We start from the raw sequence: 16,359 nt of genomic DNA, 5'->3' as shown, positions 1-16,359 counted from the left end.
TCCATCATGTTCGGCGTTTTCAGAGTGAATAAAATGTGACTAAAATCTCTAAAAAAGGAGGGCGAGAAATAATAGTAAATGTCATGCTGTTTTTTGCGATAAATCCGCCTTAATTTATAAACTTGTTTTAGTGGTACTTGGCTGTCATAAATCTCATGAAAATTAAGGAATTTGGAGTGTTAACATAAACTGATTTTTATTTGTGTTTTGGCGTCCACTAATAACAATCTGAATGCATAAATTTAACTTATCAGCCGGTCAAAACATTCAGTAAACTAATCCCAAATGAGTAGAGTTATAGGCACTTCTAAGGCTTTGCAGAAAAAAGTAACGAGTTCAGTTGATAATTCACGCAAAAGTCTCGTCATTCCGTCTATCGTTTGGTACATTTGCCGCACATTTTGTCTCCCCTAAAATACCCATGCCTTCTCAGTTCCGAATTAACAAAATTGTTGAAATTGGTGACACTCTTCACCGCAGTGGCTGTGCTCCTTACAAGCTAGAGAAATACACTCAATTCTATGCAAAAAAGCATGGTGTTGATGTGATGATCCAAGCTACGCCAACTGCGATTAACTATCAATTTCCAGACGATAACAACGCCGTTATTCTTAAGCGTCTAAAGCCTGCGTCAATTAACCTGAGTTTGTTGGCCAATACGATCATTCGTATTAACCAGCCAAGTAGTGAGCCTGTACCAGAGCCTGTCGGCTACTCTAAATTTGTGACTGCACTTGCCAATATGGGTATTCCGCCGGCCTATTTGATGCTGGTGGGCAGTACGTTGGAAGCGGTGGGCTTTTCCGCGTTATTGGGTTTGATGGTTTGGGTATGTCAGCAAGTTCTTCATTCACGTCGCGCTATCGCGGTTGAATTCATCTCGGCACTGTTAACGGGTATCTTCGTGGCGTTTCTGGCGAGCACAGGGTTGCCGATTCCGGTGTGGGCGTTGTGTATCGCCTCGATTGTCTTGTTTGTCCCCGGGTTATCCATAGCCAACGCATTAGAATGTTTGGCGTTTAATGATTTAGTCTCTGGTACCAGCTTGCTAGGGCAGAGTGCCTTAACGCTGATTAAGCTGTTTGTCGGGATTATCATGGGGCTCAATATTGGTGAAGCGATATGGGGACAAGCGGTCTCCATCGACTATACCAATGCGGTACCGATGTGGATGCACATATCTGGCTTGGTGCTGATTTCTGTGTCTATCGGTGTGATGTTCAATGCACGTCCTAAAGACATCTTACTTGGTTTGCCAGTTGCCGTTCTCGGTATGTGGGGACCGTTCTATCTAGGTTTTGATAGTGGTTGGGTTGTCGGTACTTGGGTGACAACGGTTCTTATTACTTTGTACGGAACTTGGATTGCTAAAAAGATGGAGCTCACGGGCTCTATTTATATCGTGCAAGGGATCATCATCTTGGTTCCGGGTAGCCGAGTATTGGTGAGTGCCAGCCAGTCGGTGTTTGAACAATCGATTCTGCCTATCCCGAGTATCGGTTTGTCGGCGTTATTCATGTTCTCTGCAATCGTGGCAGGGCAAATCACCGCTTACTCGATTTACTCACCAAAAGTCGAACGTTAAACCGTTCCGCTTCTCAAGTTTTTAAACAAACACAGCTTAGCGGCTGTGTTTGTTCGTTTTAGGAAGGGCTCTTTTTTTAAAGACAATTAACTCTTCGTAAAACTTGTTAGATTTATGCTCGCTAAGCCTGACAAGAGCCATTAAAATGGAACAAATTCTATTTAAATGAAGTATTAACGTATGTCTCTACCTCCTTGCCCGCAATGCCAATCTGAATATGTCTACCCAGACCAAAACAACCTAATCTGCCCTGAGTGTGCCTACGAATGGAACCCAGAAGAAGAGCGTTTAGAAAGAGAAGCCGCGCGTGTTAAGGACGTGAATGGCGTTGTATTGGAAAGTGGAGATAAAGTTACCTTCATTAAAGATCTAAAAATTAAAGGCAGTTCTAGCGTATTGAAAATTGGTACTAAAGCTGTGATTCGACGCATCAACGAAGGTAAAGATCACCAGCTAGATTGCAAACTGGATGGTGGCGGTGAAATGCTGGTTACGGCGAAGTACGTTAAAAAGCAGTAGTCGATAATAGGTCAAAATTGCGAGTCGCTCCTGGACTAAATAGCGTAGAAGCCGACGGAGAATCAACATCATATGGACATGGTTAAAGCTGCTCTTTCACATTCAACTGCCTTTCATCACTATGTGAATGCCTGTACTGAAGATGGGTTAGATATTTACACGGGCATTTCTGATGGCAGTGATGTCTATTTGGAAAGACGAATTGCTTATTCAAAAGGTGAGGGTTTGCCAGAAGGGTGGACGCCTGCTTCTACTTATTTTTGTTTCGAGTCTGGCCGTATTCTTGGAGTGATAAGAGTTCGTCATGGCACCAGTCCGTACATTCACGATGTCATTGGACATATCGGGTATGAGACCCTGCCGCAAACCAGAGGTCGGGGTATCGCAAGTCATATGTTGTCTTGGGTTCAACGACACGTATTGACCGAAAGCGCTATCATTACCTGTGAGAGGGGCAATATTGCTTCGCAAAAAGTGATTGAGAAGTGCGGTGGACAATTCCTGAATACCTTTTACTCAGAGCAAGATAAGCACGAAGTCTTACGTTACCAACTAGAACCAAAATGAACATTTAAGCGTGGCATTTTTGGTTGTCTCGGGGGCTCTGAATTCCGGCTTAAACGAAAATGAAACCACAGCCAATTATTGTTGGAGGCATTTTGAAGTATTCAACAAGATCTGCTCAGTCATCAGATTATGAATTTCTGTTTGAGCTTAAGAAGGCCGCTGAGTTTGAACCTATCAAGGCCGTATTTGGCTGGGATGAGCAGGTTCAACGAGATATACACGCTGAAGAGTGGGCAGAAGAACGGCCCGAAATCATTGAATATCAAGGCAAAGCGATTGGCAGTGTATTGTTGCAAGACAAAGGCGAACATTTCTATTTTTGCCGATTCTTCTTACTGCCTGAGTATCATGGAAAGGGCATTGGCAGCCAAGTATTGGAAGATTGCTTAACTAAGGCTGACAGCCTCAATAAACCCGTCGAACTTTGTTACCTGCAAGGTAATCGAGTTGGGGAGTTGTACTTGAGGTTTGGCTTTGAAATCACCTCGCAAAACGACCAGTTTGTCTATATGTGGCGTAAATAGACATTCATTCAAAATGATCACACCGTGTCGGTAACTTGATAGGCACCTGACACCCATCTAACGTAAAACCTTGTAAAGCTCCCTATGCTTAATGACTAAGCGATTACACTTAGAAAAGATCGAGCGTAAGGGAGTGTGCAATGAATTATTACCCGACTTCAAAAATTGTGGGTGAACAAAGGTTTGGTTTAGGGCCGAAACTAGGTCAAACAACCTATTATTCTCCTGTAGAACAGTTGGATAAAAAGCCATTCGTTCACCAAGCCATACAAGATTTACCGAGTACCGAATCTACTCTGATTAAAGTAGGACAGAATCGTGTACAACGAATGAAGGCCAAGGGTGACGAACAACAGATGCAAACTATGAAGAAAGAAGCGCAGTCTTTTCTTCGAACGCAGTATCGACAACAAGCTCAAGCTCGCCACCTACAAAGTGTTGAAACGCCTTATGGTTTTCAAGAGCGCATCATTCAGTTTTGGAGCAATCACTTCGCCATCTCGGTCGATAATCGAAAACTGATGCCCTTGGCCGCCAGCATTGAAAACGATGTGGTTCGCCAGCATTGGAATGGTAACTTTGGCGAGATGCTGATGGCTTCTTCTAAACATCCTGCGATGCTTCTGTATCTCGATAATCAACTCTCGATTGGTCCCAATTCAAAAGTCGGAAAGCGCCGTAATAAGGGGCTCAATGAGAACCTCGCTCGTGAGATCTTAGAACTCCACACTCTTGGCGTTGATGGTTCTTACACTCAGCAAGATGTTATTGCTTTAGCAAAAGCCATTTCAGGCTGGGGCATTAAATTCAAATCTCCTGGTGCTGGGTTTCGATTTGCTAATAACCTGCATGAGCCAGGAAGTATCACACTGCTTGGAAAGTCTTATTCTCAATCCGGCGTCTCGCAAGGAGAGTCGTGTTTACAAACCTTAGCGACCCACAAAGACACTGCTGCGCACTTGGTTGATAAGCTTTGTCAGCATTTCATTGGTGACACACCTAAAGAACTCTCAGAGCAAATGGTTGCTGAATATCTGAAAGGCGAGGGAGATTTACTGCCAATCTATCGCTTGTTATTGAACAGCGCTGAGGCGAGTAAACCTAACCCCAATCGTTTTAGACCGCCGAAGGAGTGGCTGTTTGCCGTCCTTCGTAGTGCCGATATTTCTTTAAACGAGAAACAGGCATTCAATGCACTCAACAATTTAGGGCAGCCTCCTTTTAAACCGGGTTCACCTGCAGGCTGGTCGGATCAAGACAGAGACTACAATAGCCCTTCGACGTTGACTCAACGTATGCAAGTTGCGAATAGGCTTGCGTCTGCTGCAATAAAATCGGCTAAAGCGTCAGGACTTAAGCCGAAAGCGGTAGTGGATAAAGTGATCGCGGGTTTATATGGCGATGCTATTGATGAACACACCCAAATTGTATTGAACAAAGCCGACAGTGCTGCAATGCAACTTTCCCTGTTGTGGCTAAGTCCGCAGTTTCAATATCGTTAGGAGTGGGTATGAAAAAGTCAGATTGTTCTCAGAATAAAGCGCCACATAGTATTAACCGCCGCCAGTTCATGGGTATTGCGGCGGCTGTTGGCGTCAGTGCGATGGTGCCATTTCCAAGCTTTGCCAAAACAGGTTCGGACAATATCTTCATTTGGGTATCACTGCGTGGCGCGATGGATGGTTTAAATGTTGTAGTGCCGCATGCCGATTCGGATTACTCTAATTTGAGACCCAACATCGGATTAAAACCAGAACAGTTACTGAAGTTGGATGATTTCTTTGGACTTCATCCATCCCTAAAGCAGTGCCATCAATGGTATGAAAGTAACGAACTCAGCTTTGTGCACGCTTGTTCAACCGCTTATCGCGAGCGGTCACATTTTGATGGACAGAAGATATTAGAGAACGGCACTTCTGACCCGTTTAACACCGTAGGGTGGATTAACCGTTTACTCACGTTGAGCTCAGAAAAATACGATGGAATAGCGATTGATTCGGGCTTACCACTCATCATGCAGGGCGAATCGACCGTGGCAAGTTGGTACCCAAACCGCTTAAAAACACGCGATAAACAAACGGAATTGCTGGAAGAGTTGTTTCAAAGTGACCAAATGTTGTCTTCAAACATTGAAAGTGTCATGAAGATAGATCAATTTGTGGGAGACCAAGGTGTCGGTAAACAGTTTAAATCACTGATGGGTAAAACAGGCGACATATTATCGGCTGATAACGGACCAAACATCGCAGCGTTAGAACTCGGAGGGTGGGACACTCACGCCAATCAAGGCAACGTAAATGGACGGTTGAGTAATCAACTTAAAACTTTGGATGTTGGGTTAACGGCTCTCAAGGCTTCACTTGGTGATCGTTGGCAGAAGACAGTGATCATCGCGGCCAGTGAATTTGGTCGAACAGCAAAAGAAAACGGCACCAAAGGCACCGACCACGGCACTGGCAACGTCATGTTTGTTGCGGGTGGTGCGCTGCCATCGTTGAAAGGAGCGGGTGGTAAGGTTATTGCCAATTGGCCGGGCTTGAGCCAAAGCCAACTATATGAAGGCCGAGATCTTAATCCAACGATTGATATGCGTTCGGTTATCAAGGGCGTGCTCTACCAACACTTATCGGTAGAAGTGAAACAGCTCAACACTATCTTCCCTGATAGTGCCGATATTAGACCGATGAATCTTGTTTAGAGGTTTACCAAGACCCAGTTAGATGCGATTCAGTCGTTTGAATCGCTTTCTATTTCTGACTCGCTTGTTTACGATTTAATCGCCAACAGTGCTCCGAACGTCACTAAGCCAAATCCACACGCTTGATTAAGCCTTTTCTTTGCTCTTAATAGATGCTTTTGCAATGTATTTGACGTAAACAGCATAGCGACAATTCCAAACCATAAGCCGTGAAGAACGATCATGTAAAACCCATAACCGAGCGCGACATGCTGGTTTTCTGCATCAGGTGAGATGACTTGGCTGAAGATGCTCAAGAAGAACAACATGGTTTTTGGGTTGAGTACGTTACATAAAAAGCCTTGGGCTAAATAGCGCCAAACATTGGTGCTTTGTTTTGTATCTTCCATCGGTGCAAGCTTGTTGTCCGCACTCAAGATACCTTTTAGCCCTAGATAAATAAGGTAGGCTGCGCCTGCGTACCTGATCATATCAAACAGCTGCTCATTCTGTGAGATTAAGTAACTGATCCCCAGCATTGAATAACTGATGTGAACACAAATCGCTAAACTCACACCGATTGCAGTCCAAATCCCAGCTTGTCTTCCTTGATTGACACTGTTTTTCAAAACTAAAACGAAATCAGCTCCAGGGCTGATAACAATCAATAATCCCAATACTGCTAGGCTTAACCACTCCATAATGACTCCAACTCTTTATATTTGATGAGCTAGCATTGTATGGTTTTTTATTGCTGCCTATAATCGAAATGAATTCCACCTATCTGTGAGAAAAAATCACACATGAGACATTTGAAAGCATTTCATATTTTCCACGTAGCAGCACATTCGAGCAGTTACAGTGATGCGGCGGATAAACTTAATATCACACATGGCGCAGTGAGTAAGCAGATCAAGGTATTGGAAAATCACTTATCCCAAGTTTTGTTCTACAAACAGGGTAGGAATGTGTGTCTCACCAAAGAAGGGGAATTACTCAAAGGTTACACAGGGCAAGCGTTCCAAGCCTTGGAGACTGGAGTCCATAAGCTTAATCAGTTGAATCATCGAGCGTTGGAAGTCTCATGCGAACCCACATTGACCATGCGTTGGTTAATGCCTCGACTCGGTGATTTCTATAACGAATCCGGAATTGATGTTCGCTTGTCTACCGCAGGTGGGCCTGTGACATTAGGCGCAACGGGATTAGATATGGCAATTCGCCGAGACGACTTCAACGTAACCGAGCACTACAAACAGATTCCGTTAGTCGAAGAATGGGTTGGCCCTGTGTTCTCGCCCGATTATTGGCAACAGGTCAAAGACAAGCTAGCCGATGTGAAATTATTGCACAGCAGCACGCGATTAAACGCTTGGAACCACTGGGCATCTATTACCAAAGATAGCCAATTTGATAGCCGAATGGTGTCGCAAGCTATATCAAACCAGACCTTTGCACACTTCTATTTCTGCTTTCAAGCGGCCGTTGATGGACTAGGAGCGGCTCTTGGTTCCTATCCATTGGTGGTTGATGATTTGAATAGAGGCAACTTAATCGCGCCGTTCGGCTTTGTGCCTTCCGGCCATCAGTACATATTGCTCACACAAGATGACAACTGTAATGAGCCAGAAAGTCCGTTTGTGGTTTGGCTGAAGAATGAGTTATCGCAGTGTGTTCCAACCTTATAGGAACGATAGCCTCCGACCTAGAAGTTGGCTTGTCTTATGTCAGACTCTAGTTCGTTATTGTGGAAATCACTCAATAGGCAAAGACAGCACGCCACCATTGAGTTCGACTTGTTTTAGCCATTCGGTTGGAATTTCGCCATCTTCTTCGTAGAAACACGCCGCTAATACCGCGCCAATCACAATCGCACGCCCGCAGCTGTCACCGCCACATAAGATATTGTCTCGAATACCTTGTTGATAACTCTGAGCACCTGCAATGATGCGAATCAGCAAGGGGAACGCAGCGCTCAATTCACAATGTAATCCAAACTTCTTCGCGGCATCTGTAATCGAAAGCTCTGGACCAGCCAGTGCTTCGTCGATTTGATCGTGTATGAACTTGCTACAAGTTTGTCGCACCATTTCTACCGATTGCAGTGGCGAGTTGCCTTGAATTGCCGCTTGAACCAGTAGAGTGATGGCCTGCGCCCATTCGACGGCTTTGTCGTTATTGTTGGTCACTCGTACCGCACTCTCTACCATTGCAGGTAAGGTGTGAGAGGTGTAAGTACACGCCACTAATGGGATGATCTTTGAGACTGCGGGGAGCTGTGTATCATCCGCGCCACAGGCAGTAATCGGGGCATTTGCCAATTCTAATTGATGGATGTTCAACAAGCTCATACGAGTCGCTTTATCAATGTAGCCTCGCCAACTACCACCAAAATCAAACCAGAAGCGGAAGTGTTTGATGTAGCTCGCTTCGTCGTATTTTTGGTTGTCGACTAGGCTGTCGACCATCGCCAATAGCTGAGCACCATATTGCGATTGTTCACCTGCGCTTTTTCCTTGGTGCGCAAAGTAACCCTTGTCTTGATAATCGAACTGATTCGGAGAGCGAAATTCTGGCTCAAAACCCGCTACGTGTAAGATCCTCTCTTGGTCATATAGCCAGTGCAGCCCCATTGAAGCAGCGTCTCCAACCAATGCGCCGACAACGGCGTAAAAAGCTCTTTCTTTATGATTGTCCATGTTGAGCGATGTCCTTCAGATGAATCAACGTAGTTCGATACGTTAAGTATAGTGATTAGCCGAGCATTTTGCTGTGTTTCTAAGAAGAAATATGAAGGAATAAATCCTGACTGGTCAATAACTTAAACCAATAAGGTGAAATAGATAAGGGTGATGAATGGTCGGGCAAGTCGGCACTTTTGATGAATGACGTTACTGATGGTTAAGGTAAGCACTAGAACGTTGCTCAATCACTTTGAACAGACGTGAAAGCACAAAGCATAAAGCAAAATATACGAAGCCTACAATCAGCCAAATCTCGAAGATCAAACCCGAGGAGTTTGCCATTTCAGTACCAACGAAAGTCATCTCTTGGATCGAAATCAGAGACACAATCGACGTGTCTTTAACCAAAGAGATGGCTTGGCCAGCCAATGGCGGTGTGATGGCCGTTAATACTTGCGGGCCAACCACAAATCGATACTTAGACAACGCCGACAAGCCGAGCGAGTCAGCCGCTTCCCATTGGCCTTTTGGAATACTTTCTAAGCCAGCTCGAATCACTTCTGCGATGTAAGCCGAAGAGAGCAAACCAATACAGATAACGCCAGACGCCAAGTTTTCCCAAAGGTTAGCAGGACCAAACAGAAAGGCTTGAACAGCGTTAATATCGCCGTTGTGTTCACGCAAGATACTTTCTAAACCAAGTAATGGAATCAGTTGGTTAGAAACGAAGAAATAGAATATGAAGACAAAAACCAGTGGTGGGATATTTCGAACCAGCTGGATAAAAATCAGTGCAGGCGTACGAAAGAAAGCAATTTTAGAGTGCCTAGCAACGCCAAGTAATGTACCAAAAGAGAGAGCTAACACCATGCTCCAAACACTCAAGCGCAGTGTCGCGATCAAACCTTGGAAAAAGTAGGGAATATTGCCTTGAGAAGGCGGAATGAAAATCAAGGTAAACGCATCTTCCCAGCGCCACTGGTAGTTAATACCAACAGCGGAACGATAATAAAGCCAGCCTGCAAACACACAAATGACAGCGAGTAACACGCCATCTAAAAGGTTAAGGCGTTGATACCAAGGCTTCATATGAACGTTGGGCTTAGGTGTTGTTAATGCGCTAGTACTACTCACGTCATTCCTGTTTAAACGATAATAATTGATGTGTTGTGAGAGGTGGCTATGAGGTTATAGCTTTCTCGTTGTGTTTAACAAGGCAGCGCAAACACTGCACTGCCTCGATTCACTAGCAATAGTTTTGATTACTGACCTTGAGCAATCTGGTCTTGCCAATCTAGAGTAGAGAACCAGTACTCGTAACGCTCTTTCAACCAACCGTCTTCAGTACGTGCTTTGATCCACTCGTTGAAGAATTCTGTCTTGTCAGTTTCACCTAGGCGAACTGCAAATGCTTCATTACCTTTTGATAGGCGTTCTTCGAATGGAATAAATAGCGTGTCTGCGTTTTTAATCGCTTCGTGTTCTGGTTTCGGGCTAGACGCGATCACCGCGTGTGCGTTGCCGTTTAATACTTCTTGGAATGCTTGAGCATCGTCATCGAACTGTAGAACTTTCGCTTTAGGGAAGGTTTCACGAGCTACTTGAACCGTGAATGCACCACGACGAGCGGCAATTTTCACACGGCGAGAATCAAAATCAGAGATTTGCGTAAAACCTTCTGCTAGCTCTTTATTCGCCGCCAGTTGAACGCCAGAGTGCGAGTAAGGTTCAGTGAACAATACGCTTTTAGCACGAGCTTCAGTGATAGACATACCGCCAATGATTACATCAAACTTGTTCGAAAGTAGAGAAGGGATGATGCCGTCCCATGCCGTAGGAACGAACTCGACTTTCCAACCCGAATCTTCGGCAAGGCGTTTCGCCACGTCGATTTCGAAGCCTACAAGATCGCCTTGTTTGTTACGCATCGCCCAAGGAACAAATGTCGACATACCAACGCGTAGAGAGCCACGTTCATTGATTTTGTCTAAGTTAGGCGTTTCAGAAGCAAGTACAGGCAAACTGACGGCAAGCGCAAGTAGGGCTGTAATTGCGGTTTTAAATAGCTTCATGCTGATAAATCCTTATTGTGTTCGCCAGTTAGCTCCGAGCTTATGCTCAAGCCAAGCTGCAACGGCAGAAAGTGAAAGTGTAAGTGCAAGATAAATGATCGCCACAGAGAACCAAATCTCAAATGGCATCGCGGTTTCAGAAACGATGTTTCTGGCTTCGGTTGTTAGGTCAAAGATAGCCATGACACTCACAATCGAAGAGTTTTTGATAAGAGAGATCACTTCATTAGTCAAAGGCGGCAAGGTGCGTTGCACCACCTGAGGAAGAATCACATCCCAGTAAGTATAGGTCTTTGATAAACCCAAAGATTGAGCTGCTTCAAATTGTCCTCTCGCAATACCATTTAAACCAGCACGGAAGATTTCGGCGGTGTAAGCACCTTGGAAAAGTGCCAAGGCTAAAACGGCAGTGCTAAAACGGTCGAGCCCTAATACGGGGCCAAACACAAAATAGAGCAAATAAATTTGTACTAATAACGGCGTGTTACGAATTAACTCAACATAGCTGGTGGCTAAGGTGCGTCCAACCACAGAATTTGAGTTTCTCAATAGCGCTGTCGTTAAGCCGATGATCAGTGTCGCGACCAAAGAAATCAGAGAGATATTGATGGTAACCAGTAGCCCTTCAACTAATTCAGCAGGCCACCATTCGCCATCTTCATAGAAAGCAATATAGTCCGGCACGCGCTCCCATTGCCAGCTGTATCCCATGGTTTGTGCGCCAGAATCGAGAATCCAAACAACAGCTGTCACAAGTACAACAATTTGTACTAGAGCGGAAAGGGCGGGTTTAATAATTCGAATCAACATCAATAAGTCAGGATCTGATTTAGGAACGCTTGAGTGCGTTCATGTTGAGGGTTTTCAAAGAGCGCTTGTGGGGTATTCGATTCCACAATTTGTCCTTCATCCATGAAGATAACGCGGTCGGCCACTTGTTTTGCAAAGCCCATTTCATGTGTCACACACACCATCGTGATGCCTTCGCTCGCCAGTTCAACCATCACATCGAGCACTTCGTTGATCATCTCCGGATCAAGCGCTGAAGTGGGTTCGTCGAACAAGAGTAATTCCGGCTTCATACACAGAGAACGGGCGATAGCCACACGTTGTTGCTGACCGCCAGAAAGTTGCACTGGATATTTGTTGGCTTGTTCTGCAATGTGCACACGCTCGAGATAGTGCATTGCTATCTTCTCGGCCTCTTGTTTGCTTTTTTTCAGCGTACGAATTGGAGAAAGAGTAAGGTTCTCAAGCACGGTAAGATGGGGGAATAAATGAAAGTGCTGAAACACCATTCCGACTTGACCTGGTGTGTTGAACTTACTCGGGAGTACTTGTTCTAGCACGGAAAGTTCGCCACTTTCGAAAGGTTCTAGCTGATTGATACAACGGATCAAGGTTGATTTACCCGAACCAGACGGCCCGCAAATCACCACTATCTCTCCTTGTTCAATATTTAAATCGATATCCTTTAGGGCATGAAAATCACCATACCACTTGTTAAGTGACTTAAACTTAACCATTTCCTTGAGATTGTTCAAATCGTTGTTCATACCTAGTAAAGAGACAGGTTTACCTTAACAATATAGAAATATTATTGCACATAAAATTAGGGACTTATGAGAATTTAATAGCATCTTGTAGGGCAAATTAAAAAGCAGCGCCCAAAATGAACGCTGCTTGTGTTGTACGAAAGAAAAAAGTAATGGGTTCAGTCAGATGTGAAAATTCATCGTTGTATGACCACTATCTTTGCTTTCTCTTTATTTTCCCGATTCTTAGTGAATCGCAGACTCTAGAATCTCACGTGTTTTCTCAGGTGTGATTGCTTGGTTCTCACCAAGTTGTAGGTAGCCGTGTGATTCAAGTTGAGCGACAACATTGTCAATCGCCGTTGCTTTGTTTGTTTCGTAGCCGTCGAACATGGTTGCTACGTCTAGGCTGTGGTAGAAGGCTTCGATTGCAGCGATTGTGCGTTCTGCTAAATCAGTACCCGCTTCTAGGCCAAATACGTTACGACCCATTTGCTCTAGCTTGCCACGTTTCGCTTCAATTTGGTTGCGAAGTAGTGAAGGTTGAACGATCGCAAGTGAGCGTGCGTGGTCTACGTGCCATAGTGCTGTGAATTCGTGGCCAATCATGTGTGTTGCCCAATCTTGAGGAACACCCGTACCAATCAGGCCGTTAAGCGCTTGGTTTGCTGTCCACATTAGGTTTGCACGCCATGCGTCGTTGTCACGCTCGTCGTATTGCTTACCCAGTACAAGTAGGTTCTTAAGCAGTGTTTCCGCGTAACCGTCTTGAACCATCGCGTCTGTTGGCATAGTGATGTATTGCTCACACACGTGTACCCACGCATCAACTAAACCATTGATAAGTTGGCGTTCAGGCAGAGACTTCATTACATCTGGGTCCATAACCGCAAACTTAGGCTGTACCGCAGGGTTCATGAATGCCAGCTTCTCTTGAGTCTCTTTACGAGTGATTACCGCACCCATGTTAGATTCAGAACCTGTTGCAGGAAGTGTCAGTACCGCACCGATTGGCGTCGCTTCAGTTACTTGGTGTTTGCCCGCTAGGATGTCCCAACCGTCGCCGTCGTATTTAGCCGCTGCAGCAACGTACTTAGAACCGTCGATTACTGAACCACCGCCAACAGCGATAATGAACTCTACGTTTTCTTCTTTAACAAGAGCGACTGCTTTGTCTAGCGTCTCTTTGGTTGGGTTTGCTTCAACGCCAGAGAACTCAATCCAAGAGTGATCTTTTAAAGACTCTACAACTTGGTCGTAAACACCGTTGCTCTTGATTGAACCGCCACCATAGATGACCAGTACTTTCTTTGAAGTATCAACCGCTTGGCTGATAGCGTTGATTTGGCCTTGGCCAAAGTGGATAACAGTAGGGTTAACGTAAGTAAATTGCATCAGAGATTCCTTGTGTAAAGCGAAATTTGTTATTTTGGTTTATTGCTCAATTTCTATATTTGCATATTAGTACAGTAATCTAGGTCAATGAAGAGCTGTTCCTCCAAATAAATTGCCTATTTCTACAAACTTGATATTCTTTCTCTGCTTTAGCTTACTTACTCTTAGCACCTGGAATGGAAAGTCGCCACTTATGAAAACACTCGCTCAGTTATTACAGTCTTATGTAGAACACAAAGGTTGGGATGATCTCGAAGGGATCAGAGAAACTGAAATTAGCGGCGTGTGGTTGTATAGAAGCAGTGGCGGGAATCAGCGTCAGCCATTTACTTACCAGTCTGGCATTATCATGCTGGGACAGGGTAAAAAGAACATCTACATTGGCGAAAGGCCAGTGACTTACGCTGCAGGTGATTATCTTGTGGTGGGTGTGCCAATGCCGTTAGAGTGCGAAGCCTTGCCTGTTAATGGTGAACCATTGCTTGGCTTGTCGATTAGCATTGATTCTCAACGCTTGCATAGCTTAGTCAAAAAGCTCGAAGACCAGGGCTTTCTAGAGAGCTACTGCAACAAGCACAAACAGAACTCGAGTGGCTTAGAATCGACGCCAATGGAAGAGCAAATGCTAGAGAGCTTTACCCGATTGGTGAAAACGCTGCATTGTGACATTGAAGCCAATATATTGGGTGATGCCATGGTGACAGAGATTGTCTACCGCGCATTAACCGGCTCAGAAGGGCGCGTGCTGTTTGATTTAGCTCATCATGATGGCCATTACGCACGTGTCGCCAAAGCGCTTTCTAAAGTGCATGAAGAGTACGACCAAACCATCACCGTTCAATCGCTTGCTGACGAAGCCAACATGAGCGTGTCTGCCTTCCACAATGCATTCCGTAATGTGACGTTTGAATCACCTCTTCAATACTTGAAGAAGGTTAGACTTAATAAAGCTAAAGAGCTGATTCAACTAGAAGGCCTGCGAATCAGCGATGCTGCACGTCGAGTCGGCTATTCGAGCCCATCCCAATTCAGTCGCGAATTTAAGCGCCACTTCAATACGACTCCAAGAGCGGTGTAGTTCTTTATATTGTTGACTGGCGGGAGAAAGTAGAAGGCTTCATTGCTCTAACGAGTTTGTTTAGCCCCATAAAACCAGTCGCTAGAATGCCATACCAATAGAGACGTTAAACGTATCCTCATCAATGTCGAACTCTAGCGGATCGCCGTTCACTTCCCCGCTGTCCACTTGGTAGTTTCTCCACTCCATTTTGAGTTCTGCAAATTTCCATTTAGTCGATACACCGAGGGCGTTGAAATAGGTTGCGTCAGGATTGGCCGCGTCATCAGCCTTGTCGCTGAGCTGAGCGCCACCTATGCCGAAATTGTAATAAGGGCGAACCGTGATGCGTTTAAGGGGGAAGCTGTAACCTGCGCCGACCTTTACAAACGCCATGCCGTCACTGATCGCGTCTTCGTTAATGTCTTCCAACATGTCATCGCGCTTTCTATGCTGGTACTCACCGCCAATCTCAAATAGGTCACCACGAAACATCAGGTCGACGTATTGAGATGAGAGTTTATCACCCTCCTGATACCCCAAGCCGAAAGCAATATCAGCCATAGAGGGAGCGGAAAACCCTGCTAATAGAGCGGCTAACACTCTTGCTTTAATGAGCTTTGTCATTGCCGAATCTCCTTAGTTCAGGGCGTTATATTTCTTATCAATCATGCAGTTTCTCAACACCGTCGCATACATGGCTTTGTTATCTTCTTCAGACTGAGCCCCTGCTCGTCGGCCGCTAACTCTACCGGATACCACACCAATCGCCGCGCCAGTCTTGGCCGCATCAGAGCCAGATCCGCCAGAGATAGCGCCAACAGCAGCGCCAGCCGCCGCCCCTTTCGCTGCGCCTTTTACGCCGCTTCCTTTCTTGGTTTCTGTAGGTGCTGTCAGCGTTGACTCAGCAACACCTTGGCATGTTGCAAGTTCTTGCTGAGCAACCTCAAGGGTCACGTTGTCGTAATTGAATGAAATGTGAGTGGTTGGGTCTGTGATGTAGCCACCACCAGCAAGAGCAGAGAGGGAGGTCATAACTAGGCTCAGGCCTAACAGTTTCGTTCTTTTGTTCACTTTCTAATCCTCAAGTTGATTAAACAAATTCGTTTAATCATTGATATTGAACTCTCTTCGAGGTCGACAAATAGCTTTAAACGTAATGAAGCGATAAGTGATCTTCATGTTTCGTGCATACTATCTTGGCGTGCATATGTTGGATAATGACCTTGAAACATAAGAGTTATTTGTCTGATGCATAACATGTTTCAGCTATGAGCTATTTGCTCAGGCTGTTGTGAGAGAGCAGGCTTAGAAAAGGGACAACTTATGAGAACATCACTCCCTTGTTAATCAAGATGAGCAAATGTATTGAATTGTAGGTAATTTCAGTATGTTGGTATTTGAATTTCTAATTTATTATTAATGTATTTATATAGTAAAAGCGCTCTAAAATAATTAGTTATTTAGGTTAAGACTTTATGCACGTATATAAGAATAAAAATAAAACAATACAGTCAGTAAGCGGTTTTTAAGAACTTTAGTGTGAACGACCTATCAAATTCTTTATAAATTACCAAAATTATTCCTCACTCTATCTGAGAGAGTATTCATAATTGTTGAATATATTCAAAAATAAAAAGAATTTATTATTCGGTTAGCGCTCGTATTGCGGATAATTAGTCGTGTTGTGACTAATTATTCTGTAACGTGCTGATTTATAGTCAAGTGATAGCCTGACGGTTAT

At 44.6% G+C, this 16,359-nt stretch carries 17 protein-coding genes; 8 read left to right on the top strand and 9 right to left on the bottom strand.

The window, feature by feature from the left end; genetic code table 11:
* Positions 1-421 precede the first annotated feature (421 nt).
* The 6 genes from MSG34_RS00530 to MSG34_RS00505 all read left to right on the top strand — a co-directional run bounded on the left by MSG34_RS00530 (position 422) and on the right by MSG34_RS00505 (position 5,893).
* A complete protein-coding gene (locus tag MSG34_RS00530; protein WP_004731486.1) occupies positions 422-1,585 on the top strand; it encodes a threonine/serine exporter family protein in 1,164 nt (387 codons plus the stop codon).
* A gap of 180 nt (positions 1,586-1,765) precedes the next feature.
* Positions 1,766-2,104 (top strand): zinc ribbon domain-containing protein YjdM, encoded by a 339-nt coding sequence (locus tag MSG34_RS00525; RefSeq protein ID WP_004731484.1) that lies wholly within the window; start codon positions 1,766-1,768, stop codon positions 2,102-2,104.
* Between the two features lie 72 nt (positions 2,105-2,176).
* Positions 2,177-2,671, top strand: a complete 495-nt coding sequence (locus tag MSG34_RS00520) for a GNAT family N-acetyltransferase (RefSeq protein WP_248335970.1) — start codon at positions 2,177-2,179, stop codon at positions 2,669-2,671.
* A gap of 92 nt (positions 2,672-2,763) precedes the next feature.
* Positions 2,764-3,195, top strand: a complete 432-nt coding sequence (locus MSG34_RS00515) for a GNAT family N-acetyltransferase (protein WP_248335969.1) — start codon at positions 2,764-2,766, stop codon at positions 3,193-3,195.
* Positions 3,196-3,335: 140 nt separating this feature from the next.
* On the top strand, positions 3,336-4,697 hold the full coding sequence (locus MSG34_RS00510) for a DUF1800 domain-containing protein (RefSeq protein WP_248335968.1): 1,362 nt from the start codon (positions 3,336-3,338) through the stop codon (positions 4,695-4,697).
* A gap of 8 nt (positions 4,698-4,705) precedes the next feature.
* Positions 4,706-5,893 (top strand): DUF1501 domain-containing protein, encoded by a 1,188-nt coding sequence (locus MSG34_RS00505; RefSeq protein ID WP_248335967.1) that lies wholly within the window; start codon positions 4,706-4,708, stop codon positions 5,891-5,893.
* 68 nt (positions 5,894-5,961) lie between these two features.
* Here MSG34_RS00505 and MSG34_RS00500 read toward each other — a convergent pair whose 3' ends face one another.
* Positions 5,962-6,573, bottom strand: a complete 612-nt coding sequence (locus MSG34_RS00500) for a LysE family translocator (protein WP_248335966.1) — start codon at positions 6,571-6,573, stop codon at positions 5,962-5,964.
* Between the two features lie 102 nt (positions 6,574-6,675).
* On the opposite strand from MSG34_RS00500, the gene MSG34_RS00495 reads away from it, so the two are divergent.
* Entirely contained in the window at positions 6,676-7,560 is an 885-nt protein-coding gene (locus tag MSG34_RS00495) for a LysR family transcriptional regulator (protein ID WP_248335965.1), read from the top strand.
* A gap of 66 nt (positions 7,561-7,626) precedes the next feature.
* Here the strand turns inward: MSG34_RS00495 and MSG34_RS00490 are convergent, their stop codons facing one another.
* From MSG34_RS00490 to MSG34_RS00465, 6 genes are all read right to left on the bottom strand, one after another.
* A complete protein-coding gene (locus MSG34_RS00490) occupies positions 7,627-8,571 on the bottom strand; it encodes an ADP-ribosylglycohydrolase family protein (protein WP_248335964.1) in 945 nt (314 codons plus the stop codon).
* Between the two features lie 192 nt (positions 8,572-8,763).
* Positions 8,764-9,690, bottom strand: coding sequence for an amino acid ABC transporter permease (locus MSG34_RS00485; RefSeq protein WP_050620648.1), 927 nt, complete (start codon positions 9,688-9,690; stop codon positions 8,764-8,766).
* Between the two features lie 128 nt (positions 9,691-9,818).
* Entirely contained in the window at positions 9,819-10,628 is an 810-nt protein-coding gene (locus MSG34_RS00480) for a transporter substrate-binding domain-containing protein (protein ID WP_248335963.1), read from the bottom strand.
* Positions 10,629-10,640: 12 nt separating this feature from the next.
* Complete coding sequence (locus MSG34_RS00475) at positions 10,641-11,438, bottom strand: amino acid ABC transporter permease (protein ID WP_248335962.1); 798 nt, start codon at positions 11,436-11,438, stop codon at positions 10,641-10,643.
* Positions 11,438-12,184: an amino acid ABC transporter ATP-binding protein gene (locus MSG34_RS00470; RefSeq protein WP_048606287.1), complete on the bottom strand. Its 747-nt coding sequence runs from the start codon at positions 12,182-12,184 to the stop codon at positions 11,438-11,440. The genes MSG34_RS00475 and MSG34_RS00470 overlap by 1 nt, the downstream gene beginning before the upstream one ends.
* 225 nt (positions 12,185-12,409) lie before the next feature.
* On the bottom strand, positions 12,410-13,558 hold the full coding sequence (locus MSG34_RS00465; RefSeq protein ID WP_248335961.1) for an iron-containing alcohol dehydrogenase: 1,149 nt from the start codon (positions 13,556-13,558) through the stop codon (positions 12,410-12,412).
* A gap of 193 nt (positions 13,559-13,751) precedes the next feature.
* Here MSG34_RS00465 and MSG34_RS00460 point away from each other — a divergent pair, with 193 nt between their 5' ends.
* Entirely contained in the window at positions 13,752-14,636 is an 885-nt protein-coding gene (locus tag MSG34_RS00460; RefSeq protein WP_017067592.1) for an AraC family transcriptional regulator, read from the top strand.
* A gap of 81 nt (positions 14,637-14,717) precedes the next feature.
* On the opposite strand, the gene MSG34_RS00455 is transcribed toward MSG34_RS00460, so the two are convergent.
* Together MSG34_RS00455 and MSG34_RS00450 are read right to left on the bottom strand one after the other, a co-directional pair.
* The gene (locus tag MSG34_RS00455) at positions 14,718-15,242 is read right to left on the bottom strand and encodes a hypothetical protein (protein ID WP_248335960.1); all 525 of its coding nucleotides are present in this window, start codon (positions 15,240-15,242) and stop codon (positions 14,718-14,720) included.
* A gap of 12 nt (positions 15,243-15,254) precedes the next feature.
* Complete coding sequence (locus tag MSG34_RS00450) at positions 15,255-15,689, bottom strand: hypothetical protein (RefSeq protein WP_248335959.1); 435 nt, start codon at positions 15,687-15,689, stop codon at positions 15,255-15,257.
* Between the last annotated feature and the right edge of the window lie 670 nt (positions 15,690-16,359).

This window comes from Vibrio sp. 1CM2L (genome assembly GCF_023161695.1).
GTDB lineage: Bacteria > Pseudomonadota > Gammaproteobacteria > Enterobacterales > Vibrionaceae > Vibrio > Vibrio coralliirubri.
The sequence above is the reverse complement of the archived record's forward strand: the minus strand, read 5'-3'. Positions and strand labels throughout refer to the sequence as shown.